Here is a 21,394-nt window from a genome sequence, read left to right as displayed (position 1 = left end):
TCACAACCGATTCATTCGACTCAACATGTTTTGGAACAGACACTTAAGCCCACTTGCCGGGGATGAGCTGGATCACTCTGGTGGCCTTTATTGCTCTGGCCGAGATACGCCCGGTACGCCAACTTAATGCCTTCCTCCAGTGAGGTCTGGGCACGCCAGCCGAGCCTGGCCAAATGGCTGACGTCGAGCAGCTTGCGCGGGGTGCCGTCCGGGCGCGACGTGTCGAAGCTGATCTCACCGCGATAGCCGACGGCCGCCGCCACCAAGAGTGCGAACTCGGCGATGGTGATGTCCTCGCCGGTGCCGATATTGACCAGTTCCGGTGAGGAATAGGTCTTCATCAGGTGGATGCAGGCATCCGCGAGGTCGTCGACATAGAGGAATTCACGGCGCGGCGTGCCGGTGCCCCACACCACGACGCTGCCGACACCCGAGACCTTGGCTTCATGGAAGCGACGGATCAGCGCGGCGACGACGTGGCTGTATTCGGGATGATAATTGTCGCCGGGACCGTAGAGATTGGTCGGCATCACGCTGATGAAATCGGCGCCGTACTGGCTGCGATAGGTCTCGGCCATCTTGATGCCGGCGATCTTGGCGATGGCATAGGGCTCGTTGGTCGGCTCCAGCGGGCCGGTCAGCATCGAATCCTCGCGCAGCGGCTGCGGCGCCAGGCGCGGATAGATGCAGGACGAGCCGAAGAACATCAGCTTCTCGCAACCATTGGCATGCGCCGCCTGGATCACATTGGTCGAGATCGCCAGATTGTCGTAGAGGAATTCCGCCCGCAGCGTGTTGTTGGCGACGATGCCGCCGACCTTGGCGGCGGCGAGGAACACCGCCTGCGGCCGCTTCGCGGCAAACCAGGCGCTGACCGCGGCCTGGTCGCGCAGATCAACCTCGCCGCGCGACACCGTCAGCAGCTCGGCCCCTTCGCGCGCCAGCCGGCGCATCAGCGCCGAGCCGACCATGCCGCGATGGCCGGCGACGAAGACCGTCTTGCCCTTCAGTTCAAACGCCGTGCTTGCCATTGGCCGCATCCTGCCTGGCCTCGACGAGATCGCTGGCGACCATTTCATTCACCAGTTGCGCGAACGGCGTCTTCGGCGTCCAGCCGAGCTTGGCGCGCGCCTTGCTGGCGTCGCCGATCAGAAGATCGACCTCGGTCGGACGGAAATAGACCGGGTCGATCTGCACCAGGGTGTTGCCGGTCGCCTTGTCGACGCCGATCTCCTCGACGCCCTTGCCGCGCCATTCGACGCTGCGGCCGACTTCCGCAAATGCCAGCTCGACGAATTCGCGAACCGAGCGCGTCTCGCCGGTCGCGAGCACGAAGTCGCCGGGCTCGTCCACCTGGAGGATCTTGTGCATGCCCTCGACATAGTCGCGGGCGTGGCCCCAGTCGCGCTTGGCATCGAGATTGCCGAGAAAGAGCTTGTTCTCCAGGCCGACCTCGATGCGGGCGACGGCGCGGGTGATCTTGCGCGTCACGAAGGTCTCGCCGCGGATCGGGCTCTCATGGTTGAACAGGATGCCGTTGCTGGCGAACATGCCGTAGGCCTCACGGTAGTTCACCGTGATCCAGTAGCCGTAAAGCTTGGCGACGCCGTAGGGCGAGCGCGGATAGAACGGCGTAGTCTCCTTCTGCGGCACCTCCTGCACGAGCCCGTAGAGCTCCGAGGTCGAGGCCTGGTAGAACCGGGTCTCCTTTTCCATGCCGAGGATGCGGATCGCCTCCAGCAGGCGCAGCACGCCGATGGCATCGGCGTTGGCGGTGTATTCCGGGCTCTCGAAACTGACCTGGACGTGGCTCTGGGCGGCGAGGTTGTAGATCTCGGTCGGCCGGATCTGCTGCACCAGCCGGATCAGATTGGTCGAATCGGTCATGTCGCCGTAGTGCATCAGGAACGGCACGTTGCCGGCGTGCGGATCCTGGTAGAGATGGTCGACGCGCGCGGTGTTGAACGAGGACGATCGACGCTTGATCCCGTGCACGGTATAGCCGAGGCCGAGCAGATATTCGGCGAGGTACGCGCCGTCCTGCCCGGTGATGCCGGTGATCAGCGCAACGCGCCGCTTTGAATTCTGAGCCGCCATGGTCTCTATTGGTTGCGCCGTAAAGAGCCCCCCTTAAGAACGCCAGTTGCGAAGCGGCTGCGAGAGATCTAGATGCTCAAGCGCGCTCCACCCGCAACTAGAGGAAAGCGATCGTCAGCTCCGATCATACACATCATATATACATGTACACTACATACATTGATTTATACCGATCCGGCAGTTGCTCCCAACATTAAAATCATTCGGACCTGGCTTATCGTGGCCGGATAAAGCGACGTGCTGAGGTTAGCCAGTTGAAAGTTAGGAGATCGGCATTGCATTGATAGAATCGCAGCATGCAGGCCGACACCCAGCCACAGCCTGTGCATAGATAGTCGTCCGTTAACAAGCGGGATTGAGGGCGACTGGGGTTGCGAAGGCGCGCCAAAGGACGGTCAGGATGAAGCGCAAGAGCTTCCTGAGCCAGGCGAGGATACGGCGGAAGTTATAGCCGACGGCGGAGAGGATGACGTTGGCCGCATCGCCGGCACGGCCTTTGAGGTAGCAGCGGCCGAGGTAACCATCGACTTTCAGGTGTCCGATGATGGGTTCGATGGCGGAGCGGCGGCGCAGCTCGCGCTTGATGACACCGAAGACGCCGCGCTTCTGGCCAGAGATGAAGACGCGACGGGGATTTTGTGCGTCGTGGCCGCGATATCCCTTGTCGACATAGGCCCGCTCGATCGCGCAGCCGGTGAGTGTCTCGGTGCGGTCGATGACGTCCCGCAAGGTGTGACCGTCGTACGGGTTATCGGGTAGCGCCCTGGCGTGCAGCACGAACAGGCCACCGGGAGCCCGGCGGTTGTTGGTGACGATAGAGGCTTTGACACCGAACTCGTAAGGCGCGGCTGCTTTGCCCTTGCCGATGCATTCCACCTCCGGGGCGTGGAAGGAATAGAGCTTCCAGCCGCGCTGGCGCTGCTGCTGCGCGCGAATCTGCGTGGCCCGGCTGAGCGAGAGGGCGAACGCGTTCTCGAGCACAGCCTGACCTTCGATCTTGCAGCGGATATCGCGGATGATCCGGCCCAGCCGGCTGCGCAGCTGCCGATGATGACGCTTGAATTGCTTGGCATGGGCGTAGCGTCCCGCCATCATTGCCGCGGTCTTGGCAATGCGAAGATAGGACTGCCGCAGCTTGACCCCGTGCTTCCTCGCCAGGCGGTTGAGCCCCTTGATCGCCGCGTGCAGCAGCTTGGCGTCGGTCGGGAAGGTGATCGCCTTCGGCTGCACGGTGGTATCGACCGTGACCCGCTTGAGGTCTTGGCTGCGTAACGCGCCGGCCTCGTGCGCCACCCGCAAGCTCTCGGCCAGCAACAGCTCCAGCTTGTCGCCGAGCCGCTTGCGCCAGTGGCTCAGGTCCGAGCGCTCGTGCGGGAACGCGTGCTGAAAGAACTCTTCGCCGGTGAAGTACTGGAAATACGGGTCGTGGACCCAACGCTCCCCCTCGTCGGACAGGCCGTAAATGTGCTTGAGCAGCAGCAGCCCGATCATGAAGCGGGTCGCGATGCCCGGCCGGCCGTTCTCGCTATAGAGCGGCGCGATCTCGCCGTCGATCCAGTCCCAATCGACCTTGCCGGCGAGCTGAACCAGCTCGTGCTTCATATTGATGATCTGGTCCAGCCTGGCCCGGAACAGATCGCCCGATCCCGTCGTCTTGTGCTTCTTCGGTCGCATCGCCACCTCCGACGCAACGACGGAATCATGACTGGCGATTCGACGGAAACCCGAAAATGAAACTGCAAGGTTCCGATGTCCGAAGCATCAAAACCCTGCAATCCTAACAATCCAAAACGACAAATGCGATTCCAGCTCAATCGCTTAGCCGCTCTTCACGGACGACTAGATATCGCAGCCCACAATGCGTGCCGCTCACTCAACTTCCAACAGAACACTCAGCCTAGGGCGCAGCAAGCTCATCGACCATATCGATGACAATCGCTTCTGCTGGTGCAGGAAATACGGGGAGCTTGCAAACACTTGTATAGTTCTTCGAACGTTTCGACATCGAAAGTTTACCTTCGTACAATCGAGCTATCGATATTGATCGCTTAGTCTGATCTCGACAAGCGGAGCATGCATCTGTCCGAGTATCGCATGTTCGCCTGAACGAGCGCGACAAACATTTCCAGTAACAAATGGCAACACACGCTAGAGCAGCCCCGCAACTACGTCGACAGCAGACCATTCGGAAGCCGCGGCTTCGTGAACTTGGGGTGCATTGATCAGCATGTGTGGAATTGTCGGCATCCTGGGGCGTGGTCCGGTCGTTAGACAGTTGGTCGCTTCGCTCGAGCGGTTGGAGTATCGTGGCTACGACTCCGCAGGCGTTGCGACGCTCGAAGGTCTCCGTATCGAGCGCCGCCGCGCTGAAGGCAAATTGAGAAACCTTGCCGAGCGGCTGCACCGGCATCCGCTATCGGGTCATATCGGTATTGGTCACACCCGATGGGCGACTCATGGAAGGCCTACCGAAAGAAATGCCCATCCGCATGCGACGGAAAATGTCGCGGTCGTTCATAATGGGATCATCGAGAATTTCCGCGAGTTGAGAGCCGAACTGGAACAGAATGGAGCTCATTTCAGTTCAGAGACCGACACCGAGGTGGTGGCGCATCTCGTTGAATCCTATCTCATGAATGGCTACTCGCCACAGCATGCGGTGCAGGCGTCGCTGCTGCGGCTGCACGGAGCCTTCGCGCTGGTATTCCTGTTCAAAGGCCACGACGATCTTTTGATCGGTGCGCGCAAGGGATCACCCCTTGCGATTGGGCATGGCAATGGCGAAACGTATCTAGGATCGGACGCGATCGCGCTCGCACCCTTGACCGATTCCATTGCCTATCTTGAAGATGGCGACTGGGCCGTGCTGACCCGCACGACTTGTGTGATCCACGACGCGGACGGCACTATCGTCCACCGGGAAACATCAAAGTCAGGCGCGTCGTCACTCCTGGTAGATAAAGCGAATTACCGACACTTCATGGCCAAGGAAATCCACGAGCAGCCGATGGTGGCCGGGCAGACATTGGCTCATTATGTCGATATCGGCGCCGAGCGCGTAGCCCTGCCGCTGACTCTACCGTTCAACTTCAATTCGATTCAGCGAATCTCGATTACGGCCTGCGGCACGGCAAGCTATGCCGGTCACATCGCCAAATACTGGTTCGAGCGGTTAGCACGTCTGCCGGTCGAAATCGATGTAGCATCCGAGTTCCGTTACAGGGAGGCGCCTTTGCGTAAGGGCGATCTCGCGATCGTCATCTCGCAGTCGGGGGAGACTGCCGACACACTGGCTGCGCTGCGTTACGCCAAGAGCCAGGGTCTGCACACGATATCTGTAGTCAACGTCCAGACCTCGACGATTGCGCGTGAGAGCGAATCCGTGTTGCCCACGCTGGCGGGACCGGAAATCGGCGTCGCCTCCACCAAGGCGTTCATCTGCCAGCTAGTGGTATTGGCGGCGCTTGCCCTGGCAGCAGGCAAAGAGCGCGGTAAACTGCACGAGATCGATGAATCGAAGCTTGTCCGCGAGCTTATCGAAGTGCCGCGGCTGATTGCTGCGGCGCTGTTGATCGAGCCGCAGATCGAGAAACTCGCGCGTCATGTCGCCAAGTCGAGCGATGTGCTCTATCTCGGCCGCGGCACATCGGCCCCCCTGGCACTGGAGGGTGCGCTCAAGCTGAAGGAAATCTCGTATATCCATTCAGAAGGCTACGCCGCTGGCGAGCTCAAGCACGGACCGATTGCATTGATTGATGAGACGGTGCCCGTGGTGGTGATCGCGCCATACGACGCGGTCTTCGGAAAAACTGTCTCGAACATGCAAGAAGTCGCGGCTCGCGGCGGCAACATCATCTTGATCACTGATGCGAAGGGCGCTTCGGAAGCGACGGTGGATACGCTCATGACCATTGTGATGCCGGACATGGGTGGAAGCTTTACGCCCATGGTTTATGCCATCCCGGTTCAGCTTTTAGCCTATCATACTGCCGTCGTTATGGGGACGGATGTGGATCAGCCGCGCAATTTAGCAAAATCGGTCACCGTCGAATAGCCGGCCGCGGCAATGTCGAGGTGCTTCTCCGTTGTCTAGCCATCAGGCTGCGGTGGCTGCCCCATCTGGTGGATTCAAAATCCGGAAAGGCTGTAGTCTCGCGCTTATCCATGGTTGGTCATGGTTGGCGGATACTTGGTTGTCGCGAATTCTGGTAACTGTTAGCAGGCCGTGAGCTCCCCCGGACTTATCGAGACTGCAATCTGGGCATACGTCTAGCATGGCGCGCGGCATCAGAAGGAGAGCGTTCGACGGCTGATTCAATTAAAAGAACTATCGATCGAACCTGCTCCTGATAGGCTGACATTGCGAGCCATGCTCGTAGCCTCACCAATCCCGGCAACGCCAATGCGACGTGCATTGGTGCCGCTTTAGGAAAGCTTGCCGAAAGGATGAGAGGGCATTCACGGTCTCGCGTCAGGTTCTGGTAAGGCAGTCAGCCTATCAACTCCGCCGAGTCTAACAAGCCTGAACCAAATGCGGAAGTGTATGCCCGTTGGGAGCACCAATCGCCATGTATAATCGGATCAATGGCTTGTCCGACTTCCAATCCTCACGCTTTGTCGAAGCTGACGAGCAATGGGATGCAAACAGCTTCGCGGATGCGTTCGCCAATATGCGCTTGGCCGCGCCAGGCCCCAGTGGCTGCGGATTCCGATTTATTCCGGCCGGGTATTCCGACTTGAAGCCGGCCATCGTTCCGATTTGAAGCCGGCCACGATTCCGAAATGAAACCGGCCGGCATTCCGATTTGAAGCCGGCCGGGTTTTGGAAGTCGGCGTTTTCGTTTGGGTCAGTCCTTCAGGCATCAAGTCCCTCGTTGATCCACGAGGGGAAGCGGATGCCGGCCAAGAGAGAACTGACCATGCGACAGATACGACAGATGCTGCGGCTTGCCCGTGATGGGGTGAGCGCCCGGGAGATCGGGCGCACGCTCGGGGTGGCGCGCAGCACGATCCAGGACAATCTCAAGCGTGCCTCGACTGCCGGGCTGGCGTGGCCTTTGGCGGGCGATCTGACCGACGCCGTTCTTGAACAACGTCTGTTTGCCCATGCCGGCGTCAGGCGCGGCTTCCGCCGGCGCCGGGAGCCGGATTGGGCCTCGCTGGCCTGTGAGCTGAAGCGGCCTGGCGTCAATCTGATGGTGCTGTGGGAGGAGTACCGGGCGGTCCATCCGGAAGGTTATGGCTACAGCCGGTTCTGCGATTTATTCCGGGAATTCGAGCGGCGGCTGTCTCCGACGATGCGGCAGGACCATCCGGCCGGCGACAAGGTCTTTGTCGATTACTCCGGCAAGAAGATCATGATCGTTGATCGCGCAACCGGGGTTGTGCGCGACGCGGAGATCTTCGTCGCCGTGCTTGGCGCCTCGAATTACACCTACGCCGAGGCGACCTGGACGCAGACACTTCCGGACTGGATCGAGGCTCATGTCCGAATGTTCCGGTTCTTTGGCGGGGTGCCACGCCTCGTCGTCCCTGACAATCTGAAGTCCGGCGTGCACCGGGCGTCGTTCTACGACCCCGAAATCAATCGCAGCTACGGGATGATGGCGTCCCATTACGGCGTTGGCATCCTTCCGGCACGGCCAAGAAAGCCCCGGGATAAGGCAAAAGTGGAAGCCGGAGTGCGTTTTGCCCAGACCTATATCCTCGGGCGGCTTCGCCGGCAGACCTTCTTCTCGCTGGCTGAGGCGAATGCGGCAATCGCCGCCGCGCTGGAGCGCATCAACGCCCACGTCATGCGCCGGATCGGCGTCAGCCGCCGACAATTGTTCGAGACCGTCGAGATGCCTGTCCTGGCGCCGTTGCCGGATGCCGACTATCAGTTCGCGGAATGGCTCCTGGCCCGCGTCTCGCTCGATTATCACGTCGAGGTCGACGGCTTCTTCTACTCAGTTCCACACGGCCTGATCCGGGAGCAGGTCGACGTTCGCGCCACCACCCGGACCATCGAGTTGTTCCATCGGGGTTTGCGTGTTGCTGCTCACCAGCGCCGTTATGGCGGCCGCCGGCACGGCACTGATCCCGATCACATGCCCAGTGCGCATCGGCGTTACGCCGAGTGGACTCCCGATCGATTCCGGCGCTGGGGGCGGTCGATCGGGCCCAACACCGAGGGGCTCGTTCTCGCCATCCTGGCCAATCGGCCTCATCCCGAACAGGGATTCCGGACCTGTCTCGGCGTGCTTCGGCTGTTCAAGGATATTGATCCCGAACGCGCCGAGCTGATCGCGGCCCGCGCGGTCGCGGTCAGCGCACTGACCTACAAGAGCATCGCCTCCATCATCGCCAACAAGCTCGAACGCAGTTCTCGCGATACCGAGGACGCGATCATCGAACATCCCAATCTGCGCGGCCCCGGTTACTTCCATTGAAAGGATTATCCAGCATGCTCACCCATCCCACCCTCGACCTGCTGCATAGCCTTGGTCTCCACGGTATGGCCAAAGGCTTCAAGGACCTCGATGCCCAGTCCGAAGCGCGCAGCCTCGAACACGCCGAATGGCTGGCGTTGCTCCTGGAACACGAGAAAACGCTGCGCCAGCAAAAGCGGTTCGAAAGCAGAGCTCGAGCCGCCAAGCTGCGTCATGCCGCCTGCGTCGAGGATGTCGATTACCGCGCTATCCGCGGCCTCGACCGCACGCTCTTTCTAAAACTCGCCGCTGGCGACTGGATCCGGGCACGACATAATCTCCTTGTTACCGGGCCGTGCGGCGTCGGCAAGAGCTGGCTCGCTTGTGCCCTCGGCAACAAGGCTTGCCGAGACGACTTCTCAGTTGCCTACCATCGTGTGCCGCGTCTCTTCGCCGCTCTCGCACTCGGCCGCGCCGATGGCCGCTATACCAAGATGCTGCGGGCGATCGCACGACTTGATCTGCTGATCCTGGACGACTGGGGACCAGAACCTCTCGACGCCGACCAGCGCCGTGATTTGCTCGAAATCGTCGAGGATCGATACGAAGCCCGCTCGATTATCGTCACCAGCCAGCTGCCCGTCGATCGCTGGTACGAAATCATCGGCAACCCCACCATCGCCGACGCGATTCTCGATCGCCTCGTCCACAATGCCTACCGCATCGAACTCAAAGGAGAGAGCCTCAGGAAGCAGAAGCAACCCGCTCAAGATCAACCGGTCTCTTGACCTTCCCAGCCCTCGACGACATCATGAAATTGACCCATGCGAACGACGCCACGGGTGGCCGGCTTCAGATCGGAATACCCGGCCGGCTTCGAATTGGAATGCATGGCCGGCTTCGTCGGAATCCGCACAGTGGCTGCTCATCGTCGGCAACAAGACCGTATTCGCTCGTTCAAAACCCTCCTGTGGTGCAATAGGCTCAGACCTATCACGGCGAAGAGATCAAGTACATCGCCGACAACCCGCAAGAGTACTCAGATTTCGTGTCCGCAAGAGCAAGGCGAACTGCGGAAATTGCTGAGGACTATGGAACAACTCGAGATTCCGATAATGCGCGATATTTCAGCTGCCAATTAGGAAACAAGAGTGTCGGGCTTCTAAGAATGGAAGGCGGCGACAGCATGACAGAGTTCGACGTCAAGCGATGGCGGGAGCTGTTTCCTGGGCGAACGGGGACTACCTCGAGTGTAGATCTTCAGGTCGTTCATCCGCTTGTCGAGAACGCTGGCGATATTCTGCTCGAGCATCGACTTCGAATGGACGGTAAGGCCGTTGCTCAATTTGCGTCCGGCTAATCCAGAAGCAGGAGCCGGTGCGGAGAAGTTGGGGTTTGTCGAGGTTGACGCCGACAAATGGTCCTCGACCCAGAGACGTCAGAAAATTGGATAAGGAACAGTGATGGTGAATGGCAGCGAAATGGCGCTGCCGCGCGATATCTTTCCGAAATTGGCAGCTGTGAGAACGGTGATACCGAGATCGCAGAAGGCTCAGCGACCTACGATTGCGAGGATGATTTTATGTGACTAGAGTATAGTTGCGTGGAACGTATCTCGTCGTGCTCTTCGCGCCGTCTTTGCTGCGCTAGGCGGCCTTGGGGAAGGCTCACATTCAGAAGAGCTCCTGCGCGGAGAAGATGGTACGCAGACTGAGCCGGCCGGCGTAGTCTTCGCCGAGCTGCTAGTGCCTGGTGCGCTCTGTGACAGCATTGCACAAGCCGATAGATCGAATTGGCGGCGTCGTAATAACTTTACGAGGCGCGGCCAAGATCCGCCCGGCCGTCGAAAGGAGGCCGGGCATTTTGCACGCAGATTATGTGGGGTATCTGGAGGCAAAGGTCTTCCGGGCGATCTGATGAGGCCCAAGAGTTCATGAGGAGCAAAGGAGCAGCCTGAGATAGGGCGTGAAGGAGCTACGGAGCGATTGCGGCCCCCCAATAGACAAGGAGGCGCGGTGAACAGGAGCTCGTCCCACAGAGCTTTTCGCCCGACGACCAACATCGATGATGAACAAGACGCAAGCAATTGGTTCGAAAATGCTTTCCGGAGAGCTCCTGGGCTGAGCAGAGCTCTTTCGTTGTTGAAAATAGTATGCTTGCTGCAACGAGACCGAGCTAAGCAAGCGCGCGAACCTGTCGAATCCTGTCCGGGAGGAGGATCACCCTGAGCACCAGCCTACGGAGATTGAACGGAGCCGGGAGTGCCGAGTACCGCGAGCCTCGCGGCGGCAACGTTGGTCTTGATCAACGCGGCTAGCGAGCGGAGCACGTCAAAGGATCAATAAGCCAAAGTAAGAAATCGACCGCTGGTGATGCCGGCCGATTTCGGGGAGTTCATTCCAGTAGATCGTACGAGCTCGAGATAGGATTTCAACATGCAGGTCTTGAACCGTGCTTGAGCGAACTCGCGGGTGACGAGCCTAAAAAAGCGGACCAACCAATTAGACTGGAGCGCGCGGACCCGGCCTCTGGGAGTTCTAATTACAGGCGCAGCGTGCTCGGCGCCAAGAAGCTGATCGATGTCGTGTAGCGTGAGAAGTGCGCAGATTGGACATGAGGTTGGCGGTCTTCTGGATTAGGTGTGCCCCCCGTCGCGATTCTCCTGCAGTGCAGCATCGAGGCACTCGATCAGCGTATGCCCGGCGAAGGGCTTGGCCAGAAAGCCAATCGCTCCCGCGTCCAGGGCTGAGGCGCTCACGCGGTCGTTCGGGAACGCAGTAATGAAAATGAACGGCACACCGTGACCCCTCGCCCGCATTTCTGCCAACAGGTCCAAGCCGCTCATAACCGGCATCTGCAGATCCGAAATTACGCAGGAGGTTTCGTTCAATCGCGGTGACCTCAAGAAGTCCTCGGCCGACGCAAACGTTTGGACGATGTAGCCACGCGATTTCAGAAGGTTCTCTGTCGCCGCGCGGACCGACGCGTCGTCGTCAACGACAGATATTAAAGGCGTGCACAAGACGTGCCCTCCGGACGCGGGAATGGCGGCTGCCGCAGCATTAGCCACCCTCGGCGAAAAGTGGGCTTGAGTGTTGAAATTGTAAAATCATACTTAGGTTTGTTCGGGCCGATTTGCGCGGATGCTCAGCGTCTCAGTCATTCTGATCAAATCCGCGAGCGACCGGGCGCGCATCTTTTTCATTACGTGTCCACGGTAGATCTTGACCGTAATCTCGGCGAGCCCCAGCTCGGCGGCTATCTGCTTGTTCATCAGGCCGGTAGCGACCAGCCTCATCACCGCCTGCTCGCGCGGGCTTAAGGTGTTAAATAGAGCCTGCAGTTCCGCGACGGTCTGCTCAGCCTTCCGTCTTTTGCGATCACGTTCGGTCGCGGCGACCACGGCGTCAAGCAGCTCCTGATCGCGAAACGGTTTGGTCAGAAAATCGACGGCTCCGCCTTTCATGGCCCTGACGCTCATGGGAATGTCGCCATGGGCGGTGATGAAGATGATCGGAATATGAATGTTCAACCGCGCCAGGTCAGCCTGGAACTCAAGTCCACTCAGACCTGGCAGCCGGATATCAAGAACCAGGCAGCTAACAACATCGGGAAGCCCGCTCTGTGGCATTTCGCGGGCCGATCCGAATGCAACGACGTCCAGGCCGACCGATTGAAAAAGGTTCGTTAGCGACCGACGCATCGAGACGTCATCTTCGACAACGAAGACTGTCGCATTTGCCGACGCTTCAGCTTTGCTGCCTTCGCGCGGGGGGGAAGGGCGTTCGCTCACGGCACGAGCTCCTTGTGCAACGGCAGGTCAAACCGAAAGCTCGCTCCCGGCCCCTGCTTGCGAACGACTGAGAGGCGGCCTGCATGAGCTTCCACAATCGAGCGGCAGATCGAAAGGCCCATGCCAAGGCCACTCGACTTTGTCGTGAAGAAGGGGTCTAATACTCGGTCGGTATCATCTTCAGCGATCCCGACGCCGCAATCAGTCACGGTAACCTGCACATATCCCGTGTCGTCCTCCGACGACTGAATCACCAGTTCGCGCGTCCGGTCCGTAACTGCGTCCATGGCTTCGATCCCATTCATCACCAGATTGATAATCACCTGTTGCAGCTGAATCCGATCACCGAGGATCGCGGGCAGCGCTTCCGTCAACTTGGTCTTTAGCTTCACTCGGTGGTTAACCAGCTCACGTGCCACCAGAGCAATAACATCCTTAACGACATCATTGATATCGAGCGGTACCATCTCGATCTCGCCTTTCTTCGCAAGTGCGCGAATCCGACGGATCACCTCGCTTGCCCGGATTGCGTCTTCGATTATCCACTCAACCGAACAGCGAGCGGCGGAAAGGTCAGGTGTCTGGCGGCCCATCCAACCGAGGCACGCGTCGGCGTTGCTGATAATCGCGGCGAGTGGCTGGTTGATTTCGTGGGCGATGGAGGTTGTCAGCTCTCCTAGCGTCGTCACACGCGTCACATGCGCAAGCTCCGCCTGCGCCTTTCGGAGCTCTTGTTCGGTTTGATCTCCGCGAATCAAAGCGGTGATGTCGGTGCTGACTCCGCGGTAGCCGAGGAAATTGCCGTTTAAATCAAAAAAAGGCTTGCCGCTCGTCCGGACGTAGATCGGAGATCTCATACGGTTGACAGTGCGGTAGACCAGATCCCGAAACGGAAGATGCGCCTCCAGCGTCGCCCGATGTTGCCGCCACTTCTCAGGTTCTTCCTCGACGTCGCACGCGATGTCCCAGCGAGGCAGGCCTATCAATCCCGTCGCCAATATTCCCGCAGCGCTGGTGTGCTCGGATAAGTGGGTGACCTGATGATCTGGTCCCGTCTCCCAGAGCCAGTCGGAAGCTGTTTCGGCGTAATCGCGAAAGCGCTGCTCGCTTTCGCGCAGCGCGGCAAGTGTGTTTTCCAAGCGTTCCCTAGCGGCGTATTGCTCGGTGACATCCATGTGTGTTCCGATCAGTTCGCGCACATTGCCATCGCTGCCGACCACCGCATGCGCGACGGAGTGTATGCGTCTTATCCCGCCATCTGCTAGAAGGATTCGAAAATCATACTCGAAGCGCTCTTCCTTGCCTTCGATAGCCTGGCGCTGCACTTCCTGAAGCGGCGGCAGGTCATCTGGATGAACGCGCGACCGAATGGTCTCGATCGATACAGTCTCTTGCGGTTCAAAGCCAAATAGACGGTCGACCTCAGCGGAGCGATACACAAAGTCGAGACTGTAGAGGTCCCAAGACCAGCTGCCCGTGTGACTGAGACGCTGGGCCTCGGCCAAATAGGCTTCGCTACGGCGTAGCTGCTGTTCTACTTGCCTTGCTGCCGTGATATCCGTCGCTGCGCCGACAAACTCGATGTCACCGGTGGCAGTTCTTGTTGCTCGCGCCCTCGCGTGGATGTGCTTCACCGAGCCGTCCGGCAGCAGCAACCGGTATTCGTGCTCGAAGTCCCTTGGGTCTCGCATCGCTCGATCGATGATCTCTTGGACCGAAGCTTTATCGTCTGGATGGGTACGCTCGACAACCAGTTCCGGCCCAGGAGCCGTCTGCGGGTCCAATTGGAAAATTCGAAAGCTCTCCTTTGACCAAAAGACCTCGCCGGTAGCAACGTTCCAGCCGAAGCTGCCTGTGTGGCTCAACTCCTGCGCCTGAGCCAAATGGGCTTCGCTCCGCTGCAGGGCAAGTTCGGTTCGCTTTCGCTCCGTGACATCTTCGCACGCTATTAGGACAATGGGCTGGTCATCGGCCCAGAGCATGGCTTTAGCGTTTTCACGTACCCACAGTACCGAGCCGTCTTTCCTGATTTTCTGGACATCCCAGGTGTGCGATTGGCCGATATTTTCAAGGCAGGTGCGAACGCATTTGTGAACGAACGCGCGATCTTCCTCGAGAAAGATTCCCAGCACGGATTGGCCGATCAGTTCGTCGCGAGCATACCCGAGTTGTGTTGCGCCGAAGGTATTGACGTTGAGGACCGTACCGGCTTCATCGAGCATGAAGTACATGGCCGGGTTGTGCTCAAAGATCGCGTGCCACCGTTTTTCGCGATCCTTCAAATCGGCCGCGCCGCGCCGCAGCTGGGCCGCAGCCTCATGCGCAGCCTCTCTTTCCTGGCGGATTCTTCCGATCAGGTGTGTTCCAACGATCGAGACCGTAAGAAATGCGACGACCACCGGAAGAGCTTGGGGGTCGTCAATCCGTAGACTGAACGCCGGCGGCACAAAGCAGTAGGCCAAAGCAGCGATGGCTAAGACGGAAAGCGCGCATGAAGCGAAAAAGCTGCCGATCAGCGAAAACAGCAATATCACCAGCAGATAGACGAGCGCCATCGCGGCGAAATGCGCCTGAAGGTAAAAGGAAGCTAGCGTCACTACCGCCAGCGTTATGCTGCCGAAGGCAAACTGCGTGGCCGAACGTTTGAAATTGCTGATCTGATTATGCATTCTTCGACCATCCGGCCGTTATGCGGCAGGAGAGCTATAACATTCTAGGCAAAAGTAAGGCAATCCTTTCTGCCCCAGAGACGCTCACGAGCATTTCCGGGATCGATTGCTTACGGTTGAACTGAGCACGTACCGAAGGAAGGCGCATTACAAACGTACGTATAGTTGTCCTAAACCATCCAATATCGCGCGCTGACATGCGTACAACCGAGCCCGGGCTATCTGTTTTCCTTCGCTATTGAAACGGTCGCGGGCGCGTGAGGCTGCGGCCGAGTACAGCTGCGTGGCGCCAAGGCACATCAAGGTCAGGGTCACCGGCCACATCAATTCAGCTAAGCGCTGACGCTGAACAATGCGGCAGGCCTTCTGCCTATGCGGAGAGAGCAGCGAAAAGCTGTGAAGCGCCGTGACGTTACCCTCTGGGATCCATCTCATGCTGGTGAAGGGGGCAATCTGGTCCACCGTGATCACGTCCATCGCGGTCTCTTCCGCAATGCGCACCGGAACAAGCCAGATGATCGAGTTGCGCCAGCGAGGTCGCCGCCACATTGTCGGTCGGACATGGCGGGTTCAGTAGCCACGTACCAACCGTTTCATGGGCGGACCGGGTACCGTGGACCGTCACGCCGCACAGATTCTGTCATTAACCGTATGGTCTGGCTCGGCCAACCTTGCCCCGGCATTTGGATGGCCAGGAGCTGTACCTCAAAAGGCGCGCCTGGAGATGGCTGCCGAAAACAATGCTCTCTTTTCCCTTTATATGTGAGGATCTTTCTCAGAGCAGTTGCCTGGACCGCAGCGCAAAGCAGGCGGTCCGAGATCGCGTGAGAAAACGCTCCGGTTTGCTGTTCAGGTCGGCTGAGCCGATCTGAACTGCGAAGAATCACAAGTTTGGGCAACACTCGCGTTCGACGCGTCTTGTAATCACGGATAAAGTCCGGGGCCTACCTCCTTGTGCTTCTAACGTCGATGCTGGTGGAATCGGCGGGCTGGTTGAGGCGGGCGTGCAGCGTCCCGTGCTTGAGTTCGCCTTCCCACCAGGAGACGAACACAGCTGCGATGCCGTTGCCGGTGATATTGGTAAGGGCGCGTACCTCGCTCATGAACTTGTCGATCGAGAACACGATTGCCATGCCCGGCACTAGCGTTGGGTTGACCACCGACAACGTAGCAGCGAGCGTGATGAAGCCCGCGCCGGTGACGCCGCTTGCCCCCTTCGAGGCCAGCATTGCCACGAGCAAGATCGTGAGCTGCTGGCCAAGAGTGAGATCGACCCCGAGCGCCTGGGCAATGAACAAGGTCGCAAGCGTCATATAGATGTTGGTGCCGTCGAGGTTGAAGGAGTAGCCGGTTGGCACCACGAGGCCGACCACGGGCTTGGAGCAGCCCAGCCGCTCGAGCTTCTCCATCAATTGCGGCAGCGCGCTTTCCGAAGACGAGGTGCCGAGCACGATTAGAAGCTCATCCTTGATATAGGCAATGAACTTGAAGATCGAAAAGCCGACAAGGCGCGCGATTAGGCCGAGAACGACCACTACAAATATCGCGGCCGTCGCATAAAATAGCGCGATCAGACCGATCAGATTACCGAGCACCGCCGGCCCGAACTTGCCGATCGTGAAGGCCATTGCGCCGAACGCGCCGATCGGAGCCGCTTTCATGATGATAGCGATCACGCCGAACACCGCGTGCGCAACGTCGTCAATCATGCCGCGCAGCCGCGCTCCACGCTCTCCCAGCGCCATCAGCGAAAAGCCAAACAGGATCGCGAACAGGAGCACCTGCAGAACATCGCCGCGAGCCAGGGCGCCGACCACGGTATCGGGAATGATATTGAGAAAGAAATCGACGGTTTTCGAGGCTTCCGCCTGCTTGACGAAATTGGCGACTGCCGCAGCGTCGGGTTTGACGGCAACGCCACGGCCGACTTGAACCAGATTGCCCATGACAAGGCCCAACACCAAGGCAAAGCTGGAGACGATTTCGAAGTATACCAGCGCCTTGACGCCGACGCGCCCAACTTTCTTTGCGTCCTGAATATGCGCGATGCCGGATGCAACGGTGCAGAAGATGATCGGCGCGATCACCATCTTGATCAGCTTGATGAAGCCGTCACCGAGCGCCTTGACCCAGTCGTTGGTCGCGACCGATGGCCACTGCCATCCGACGATGGCGCCAATCACGATAGCGATCAACACTTGGACGTAGAGAATTTTATACCAGGTTTGTGACGCGCGCGCAGGCGCCGCAGTTGCCATGGTGGTCATGACGCTTCCTTCCCGAATTCCCTCGAATGTGAGCCGCCGACGGCATCATACGAGGCTGTCCTTTTGGCCGTAGCCTTGTCCGATTGAAGACGGTTCCGGGAGCCGGCGCGTCATTCCAAAGGCAGGCATTCAGTCACGTTATCTTTTTCGGCAAGCAAGATTTGCACCAGACGCTAATCTGCGGCCGATCAAACCAGGCATAAGCCGTCTATCTCTTGATGAGTTATCTGAATGCTCGGACCTGCGTTCGCATGTTCGAATGGAAGGCGTTGCGCTGGGTGACGTATCTCTTGCTCTGGCAGGGCACGTAAGCCGAGTCGCGTCTCAGCGTTGAAGCTTGATGTGATCGGAATGTGTCGAGTGCCGAGTTGATGCAACAGTGCGTCGCATTGGTAAAATCGATTGTTTGGATCGCAGGTATCCGCGCGATGGAAGCTTGGCGACATCTGAGCGTCAGATCGAGATTCTTTTGGGCGCGTTATCTCCGTCTGGCGGGCCGCACGCTCAAGAAGCGCCGGACATATGGCGCAGGGCCAACGTATCGAAGAATTTGGCGGTCGCGTCATCTACGCACTGGATGAGCTGAAAGAGCTGAAAGCGCGGGCCGATCTCGCTGTCAGGGCGTCAACGTCCGATCCCGGTGAAGGCATCGTTACTGCCGGCCAAGAATCGCCCAAGGCTGCGCCCTATGCACGCCAGGAGTCACGGTGATCGCCGCACGAGAATAGCGACGATGCAGGACTGTGATGCAGCAGGATGTGTCGTCTGGCGATGTCCCGGGAGTTTGACTAGCTGATGCCTCTCCATCGCCGGCCGGGACATATAGGGTTGATAAAATCGAATTTTGTATACATGCTGCCATTACGACGACGATCTGACCGCAAAGATTTCACCATAATGAGCATATTTCGCGCGAAATCTCGAATTGCTGTATACATTAACTATACAGAGAAGCGAGGTTGCCGCATGAGCTGTTGCTTTCCGACCAATGCCTGTACGCGGCCGCTTGGGATGCCGAGGTCAAGCAGGCGCTGTTGCCGCGCACGATCTGCGGCAGGCGCGCCGTAATGTATCGGCGGGCCGATGGTGAAGTCGCGGCGCTGGAGGACGCCTGTTGGCATCGGTTGGTGCCGCTCTCAAAAGGGCGCCTTGAGGGCGACAGCGTTGTCCGCGGCTATCATGGGCTGAAATTCAATGCGCAGGGGCGCTGCACCTTCATGCCCTCGCAAGAGACAATCAATCCCTCCGCATGCGTGCGTGCCTATTCCGCAGTCGAGCGCAATCGCTTCATCTGGCTGTGGATGGCCGATCTGGCGCTGGCTGACCCAGATTTGGTGCCGGACATGCACTGGAACGACGATCCTGCTTGGGTCGCTGATGGTGAGACCGTTCACCCCAAATGCGACTATCGTTTGGTCGTCGACAATCTCATGGACGTGACGCACGAGACCTTTGTGCACGGGGCCAGTATTGGCAACGACGCCATCGCGGAAGCGCCGCTTGACGTCACGCACGGCGAGAAGACTGCCACGGTAACGCGCTGGATGAAGGGGAATACCCCCGCCGCCGTTCTGGTCGAAACAGTTGCAAAAGCCTGGTCGGGTGGACCGCTGGCAAATCATTCGTTTCGAGGCGCCGTGCACCATCAATATCGACGTCGGGGTGGCGCCCGCCGGAACAGGAGCGCCCGAAGGCGATCGCTCGGCGGGTGTCAATGGTATGGTTTTCAACACCATCACGCCCGAAACGGAGACGAGCTGCCATTATTTCTGGGCATTCGTACGTAGTTACCGCTTAAGCGAACAGTGTCTGACCACCGAACCCCGCCAAGGCGTTTCCGGCATCTTCCGGGAGGATGAGGTTATTCTCGAGGCGCAACAGCGCGCCATCGACGAACATGCCGATCGGGTCTTCTACAACCTCAACATCGACGCTGGCGCGATGTGGGCACGCCGCCTGATAGATCCATGATCGACGCGGAAATCCGCCGCAGCACCGGCAAGCCGCGGAGTAGGACATGGCCGAGCGTTACAGCGATCGCTCTGTCTCACAGACGGTGCGTGCCCAGCTCAGTTTGCGCGATCTGATTCTGTCGGGTGATTTGCTGCCTGGCGAACGGATCTCCGAATTGCAGGCTGTGGAGGCGACCGGCGCCTCGCGCACTCCGGTGCGAATGGCGCTGGTTCGACTGCAGGAGGAAGGGCTTTTGGAAGCGATCTCTTCCGGTGGTTTCATGGTAAAGGCATTCTCCGAGTGTGATGTCGTGGACTCGATCGAACTGCACGGCACGCTCCAGAGGCTGGCCGCACGCGTTGCCGCCGAGCGGGGTGTTTCATTGCGCGATCTCGAACCCTTGAAAGGTTGTCTTGACGAGACTGACGGTCTTGTGCGGCAGGATCCAATCTCCGTCCAGACTTTCTCCTCCTACGTCGCGCTCAACGCGCGCTTTCACGCGCTGCTGACGGAATTGTCGCGCATCCGCCCTTGATCAGGCAGGTCGATCGCGCGTCCGCATTACCGTTCGCCTCGCCTAGCGGCTTTGTGATGACACAATCGACACTGCCGGATGTGCGCCACACACTCCTAATTGCGCAGGATCAACACCGCGTCGTAATCGACGCAATCGAAAATCGAGAAGGCGCGCGCGCCGAAGCAATCTTGCGAGAGCACCCGCAAGTGGCGGCGCGCAATTTGCGCTTGGTGCTCAAGAACAAGACGCATTCCGACGAGCTATCGCTAAAAGTTGGTGACGGCGGGAATCGGGAAGGCGGCATATCGTGGGGGTGCTTGACGCCTCCACTTCTCCACCGAAGGAGCGATATGCCGTGTCCAAAGATAACATCATCAAGTTGATTCAGCCAGGAAACGTCGACGATCAACTCATCGAAATCTTGCGCAATGGGGCGCGTGCTCTGTTGGCCCAGGCGGTCGAGGCTGAGGTCGCGGACTTTCTCGGCAAGCATGCCGATTTGAAGACTGCGGACGGCCACCAGCGCTCGTGCGCCACGGTCACCTGCCGGAACGCGAGGTGATGACCGGTATCGGTCCGGTCGGCGTCCGCCAGCCGCGTGTACGCGATCGCGAGGCGGAGGCTACCGATCCCGACCGCATCCGGTTCTCTCCGTCGATCCTGCCGCCCTACATGCGCCGCTCGAAATCGATCGAGACGCTGCTGCCGATCCTTTACCTGAAGGGTATCTCCACCGGCGACTTCTCCGAGGCTCTGGCGGCGCTGCTCGGCAAGGATGCTGCCGGGTTGTCGGCATCCGCCATCGGCCGTCTGAAGGACGGTTGGCTTGACGAACACACCGCGTGGCAGAGGCGCGATCTGTCGGCGAAGCGCTACGTCTACATCTGGGCCGATGGCATCCATCTCCAAGCACGCCTCGAAGACGAAAAGCAGTGCATCCTGGTGCTGATCGGCGCGACGCCGGAAGGCCGCAAGGAACTGGTCGGCTTCACCGATGGCGCCCGCGAGAGCGCGCAGGACTGGCGCGATCTGCTGCTCGACCTGAAGCGGCGCGGGCTCGGCGTGCCGCCGCGGCTCACCATCGCCGACGGCGCGCTCGGGTTCTGGAAGGCCGCCGGCGAGGTCTGGCCGAAAACGCGCGAGCAGCGCTGCTGGGTACACAAGACCGCCAACGTGATCGCCAAGTTGCCGAAGAGCCAGCAGCCTAAAGCCAAACGCGCGTTGCAGGAGAGCTGGATGGCCGAAACCAAGGCCGCCGCCGAGCTGGCGTTCGACGCCTTCATCGAGAGCTATACGCCCAAATACGAGAAGGCGGCCGACTGCCTGAGCAAGGATCGGGACACGCTACTGGCGTTCTACGACTTCCCGGCCGAACACTGGAAATACCTGCGGACCACCAATCCCATTGAAAGCACCTTCGCTACCGTGCGCCACCGCACGATCCGATCAAAGGGCTGCCTGTCCAACAGAACGGCGCTCGCGATGGTCTTCAAACTGCTTGAGGCCGCGCAGAAAAGCCGGCGTCGTCTCGATGGCCACAACCAGTTGCCAAAACTCGTTCTCGGTGTGACATTCAACGACGGGATCGAGCTCATCGCCAAACCGACTGACCGTCAGCCCATAACCGCCGCCGCCTGACCGGCCGCGCCGTCACCAAAATTTGGCGATAGCTCCATTCCGACCAGCTG

13 protein-coding genes and 3 pseudogenes are annotated in these 21,394 nt (G+C 59.3%); 8 read left to right on the top strand and 8 right to left on the bottom strand.

The features are described from left to right. Window positions 1–20 precede the first annotated feature (20 nt). From fcl to HAP41_RS44335, 3 genes are all read right to left on the bottom strand, one after another. Complete coding sequence (gene fcl / locus HAP41_RS44345) at window positions 21–1,031, bottom strand: GDP-L-fucose synthase (RefSeq protein ID WP_166072927.1); 1,011 nt, start codon at window positions 1,029–1,031, stop codon at window positions 21–23. Then, entirely contained in the window at window positions 1,012–2,097 is a 1,086-nt protein-coding gene (gmd, locus tag HAP41_RS44340; protein WP_166072935.1) for a GDP-mannose 4,6-dehydratase, read from the bottom strand. The genes fcl and gmd overlap by 20 nt, the downstream gene beginning before the upstream one ends. Before the next feature lie 342 nt (window positions 2,098–2,439). Beyond that, window positions 2,440–3,771 (bottom strand): IS5 family transposase, encoded by a 1,332-nt coding sequence (locus HAP41_RS44335; protein ID WP_166072938.1) that lies wholly within the window; start codon window positions 3,769–3,771, stop codon window positions 2,440–2,442. Between the two features lie 553 nt (window positions 3,772–4,324). Here HAP41_RS44335 and glmS point away from each other — a divergent pair. The 4 genes from glmS (at window position 4,325) to istB (ending at window position 9,295) form a co-directional block, all read left to right on the top strand. After that, window positions 4,325–6,151, top strand: coding sequence for a glutamine--fructose-6-phosphate transaminase (isomerizing) (gene glmS / locus HAP41_RS44330; RefSeq protein WP_166072953.1), 1,827 nt, complete (start codon window positions 4,325–4,327; stop codon window positions 6,149–6,151). 514 nt (window positions 6,152–6,665) lie between these two features. Then, window positions 6,666–6,860 (top strand): hypothetical protein, encoded by a 195-nt coding sequence (locus HAP41_RS44325; protein WP_175617981.1) that lies wholly within the window; start codon window positions 6,666–6,668, stop codon window positions 6,858–6,860. A 156-nt stretch (window positions 6,861–7,016) separates the two neighbouring features. Beyond that, window positions 7,017–8,528: an IS21 family transposase gene (istA, locus tag HAP41_RS44320; RefSeq protein ID WP_166105319.1), complete on the top strand. Its 1,512-nt coding sequence runs from the start codon at window positions 7,017–7,019 to the stop codon at window positions 8,526–8,528. A gap of 14 nt (window positions 8,529–8,542) precedes the next feature. Next, window positions 8,543–9,295: an IS21-like element helper ATPase IstB gene (gene istB / locus HAP41_RS44315; protein ID WP_166057122.1), complete on the top strand. Its 753-nt coding sequence runs from the start codon at window positions 8,543–8,545 to the stop codon at window positions 9,293–9,295. 1,847 nt (window positions 9,296–11,142) lie between these two features. On the opposite strand, the gene HAP41_RS44305 is transcribed toward istB, so the two are convergent. From HAP41_RS44305 to dctA, 5 genes are all read right to left on the bottom strand, one after another. After that, window positions 11,143–11,529, bottom strand: a complete 387-nt coding sequence (locus HAP41_RS44305) for a response regulator transcription factor (RefSeq protein ID WP_166072973.1) — start codon at window positions 11,527–11,529, stop codon at window positions 11,143–11,145. A 93-nt stretch (window positions 11,530–11,622) separates the two neighbouring features. Then, window positions 11,623–12,300, bottom strand: coding sequence for a response regulator transcription factor (locus tag HAP41_RS44300; RefSeq protein WP_166072984.1), 678 nt, complete (start codon window positions 12,298–12,300; stop codon window positions 11,623–11,625). After that, window positions 12,297–14,969, bottom strand: coding sequence for a PAS domain S-box protein (locus tag HAP41_RS44295; protein ID WP_166073013.1), 2,673 nt, complete (start codon window positions 14,967–14,969; stop codon window positions 12,297–12,299). The genes HAP41_RS44300 and HAP41_RS44295 overlap by 4 nt, the downstream gene beginning before the upstream one ends. Before the next feature lie 147 nt (window positions 14,970–15,116). Further along, window positions 15,117–15,446 (bottom strand): hypothetical protein, encoded by a 330-nt coding sequence (locus HAP41_RS44290; RefSeq protein ID WP_166073024.1) that lies wholly within the window; start codon window positions 15,444–15,446, stop codon window positions 15,117–15,119. A 467-nt stretch (window positions 15,447–15,913) separates the two neighbouring features. After that, window positions 15,914–17,236 (bottom strand): C4-dicarboxylate transporter DctA, encoded by a 1,323-nt coding sequence (gene dctA / locus HAP41_RS44285; protein ID WP_166073047.1) that lies wholly within the window; start codon window positions 17,234–17,236, stop codon window positions 15,914–15,916. 522 nt (window positions 17,237–17,758) lie between these two features. Here dctA and HAP41_RS44280 point away from each other — a divergent pair. The 4 genes and pseudogenes from HAP41_RS44280 (at window position 17,759) to HAP41_RS44265 (ending at window position 21,344) form a co-directional block, all read left to right on the top strand. Then, window positions 17,759–17,947, top strand: coding sequence for a hypothetical protein (locus tag HAP41_RS44280; RefSeq protein WP_414643269.1), 189 nt, complete (start codon window positions 17,759–17,761; stop codon window positions 17,945–17,947). 255 nt (window positions 17,948–18,202) lie between these two features. Continuing rightward, window positions 18,203–19,250, top strand: a pseudogene (locus HAP41_RS44275) (aromatic ring-hydroxylating dioxygenase subunit alpha). Window positions 19,251–19,253: 3 nt separating this feature from the next. Beyond that, window positions 19,254–19,969, top strand: a pseudogene (locus HAP41_RS44270) (GntR family transcriptional regulator); the annotation flags it as partial. 92 nt (window positions 19,970–20,061) lie between these two features. Continuing rightward, window positions 20,062–21,344 (top strand): annotated as a pseudogene (locus HAP41_RS44265) (IS256 family transposase). Window positions 21,345–21,394: the final 50 nt, after the last annotated feature.

The organism is Bradyrhizobium barranii subsp. apii (genome assembly GCF_011516635.5).
Classification (GTDB): domain Bacteria; phylum Pseudomonadota; class Alphaproteobacteria; order Rhizobiales; family Xanthobacteraceae; genus Bradyrhizobium; species Bradyrhizobium barranii.
This window is presented reverse-complemented; position numbering and strand designations above follow the sequence as displayed.

Bases quoted from the DNA above. Each gene is read 5' to 3' on its own strand.
- istA (WP_166105319.1), top strand. From the start codon at position 7,017: ATGCGACAGATACGACAGATGCTGCGGCTTGCCCGTGATGGGGTGAGC.
- HAP41_RS44290 (WP_166073024.1), bottom strand. From the start codon at position 15,446: ATGGACGTGATCACGGTGGACCAGATTGCCCCCTTCACCAGCATGAGA.
- glmS (WP_166072953.1), top strand. From the start codon at position 4,325: ATGTGTGGAATTGTCGGCATCCTGGGGCGTGGTCCGGTCGTTAGACAG.
- HAP41_RS44335 (WP_166072938.1), bottom strand. From the start codon at position 3,771: ATGCGACCGAAGAAGCACAAGACGACGGGATCGGGCGATCTGTTCCGG.
- fcl (WP_166072927.1), bottom strand. From the start codon at position 1,031: ATGGCAAGCACGGCGTTTGAACTGAAGGGCAAGACGGTCTTCGTCGCC.
- HAP41_RS44325 (WP_175617981.1), top strand. From the start codon at position 6,666: ATGTATAATCGGATCAATGGCTTGTCCGACTTCCAATCCTCACGCTTT.
- istB (WP_166057122.1), top strand. From the start codon at position 8,543: ATGCTCACCCATCCCACCCTCGACCTGCTGCATAGCCTTGGTCTCCAC.
- dctA (WP_166073047.1), bottom strand. From the start codon at position 17,236: ATGACCACCATGGCAACTGCGGCGCCTGCGCGCGCGTCACAAACCTGG.
- HAP41_RS44295 (WP_166073013.1), bottom strand. From the start codon at position 14,969: ATGCATAATCAGATCAGCAATTTCAAACGTTCGGCCACGCAGTTTGCC.
- gmd (WP_166072935.1), bottom strand. From the start codon at position 2,097: ATGGCGGCTCAGAATTCAAAGCGGCGCGTTGCGCTGATCACCGGCATC.
- HAP41_RS44280 (WP_414643269.1), top strand. From the start codon at position 17,759: ATGGCGCAGGGCCAACGTATCGAAGAATTTGGCGGTCGCGTCATCTAC.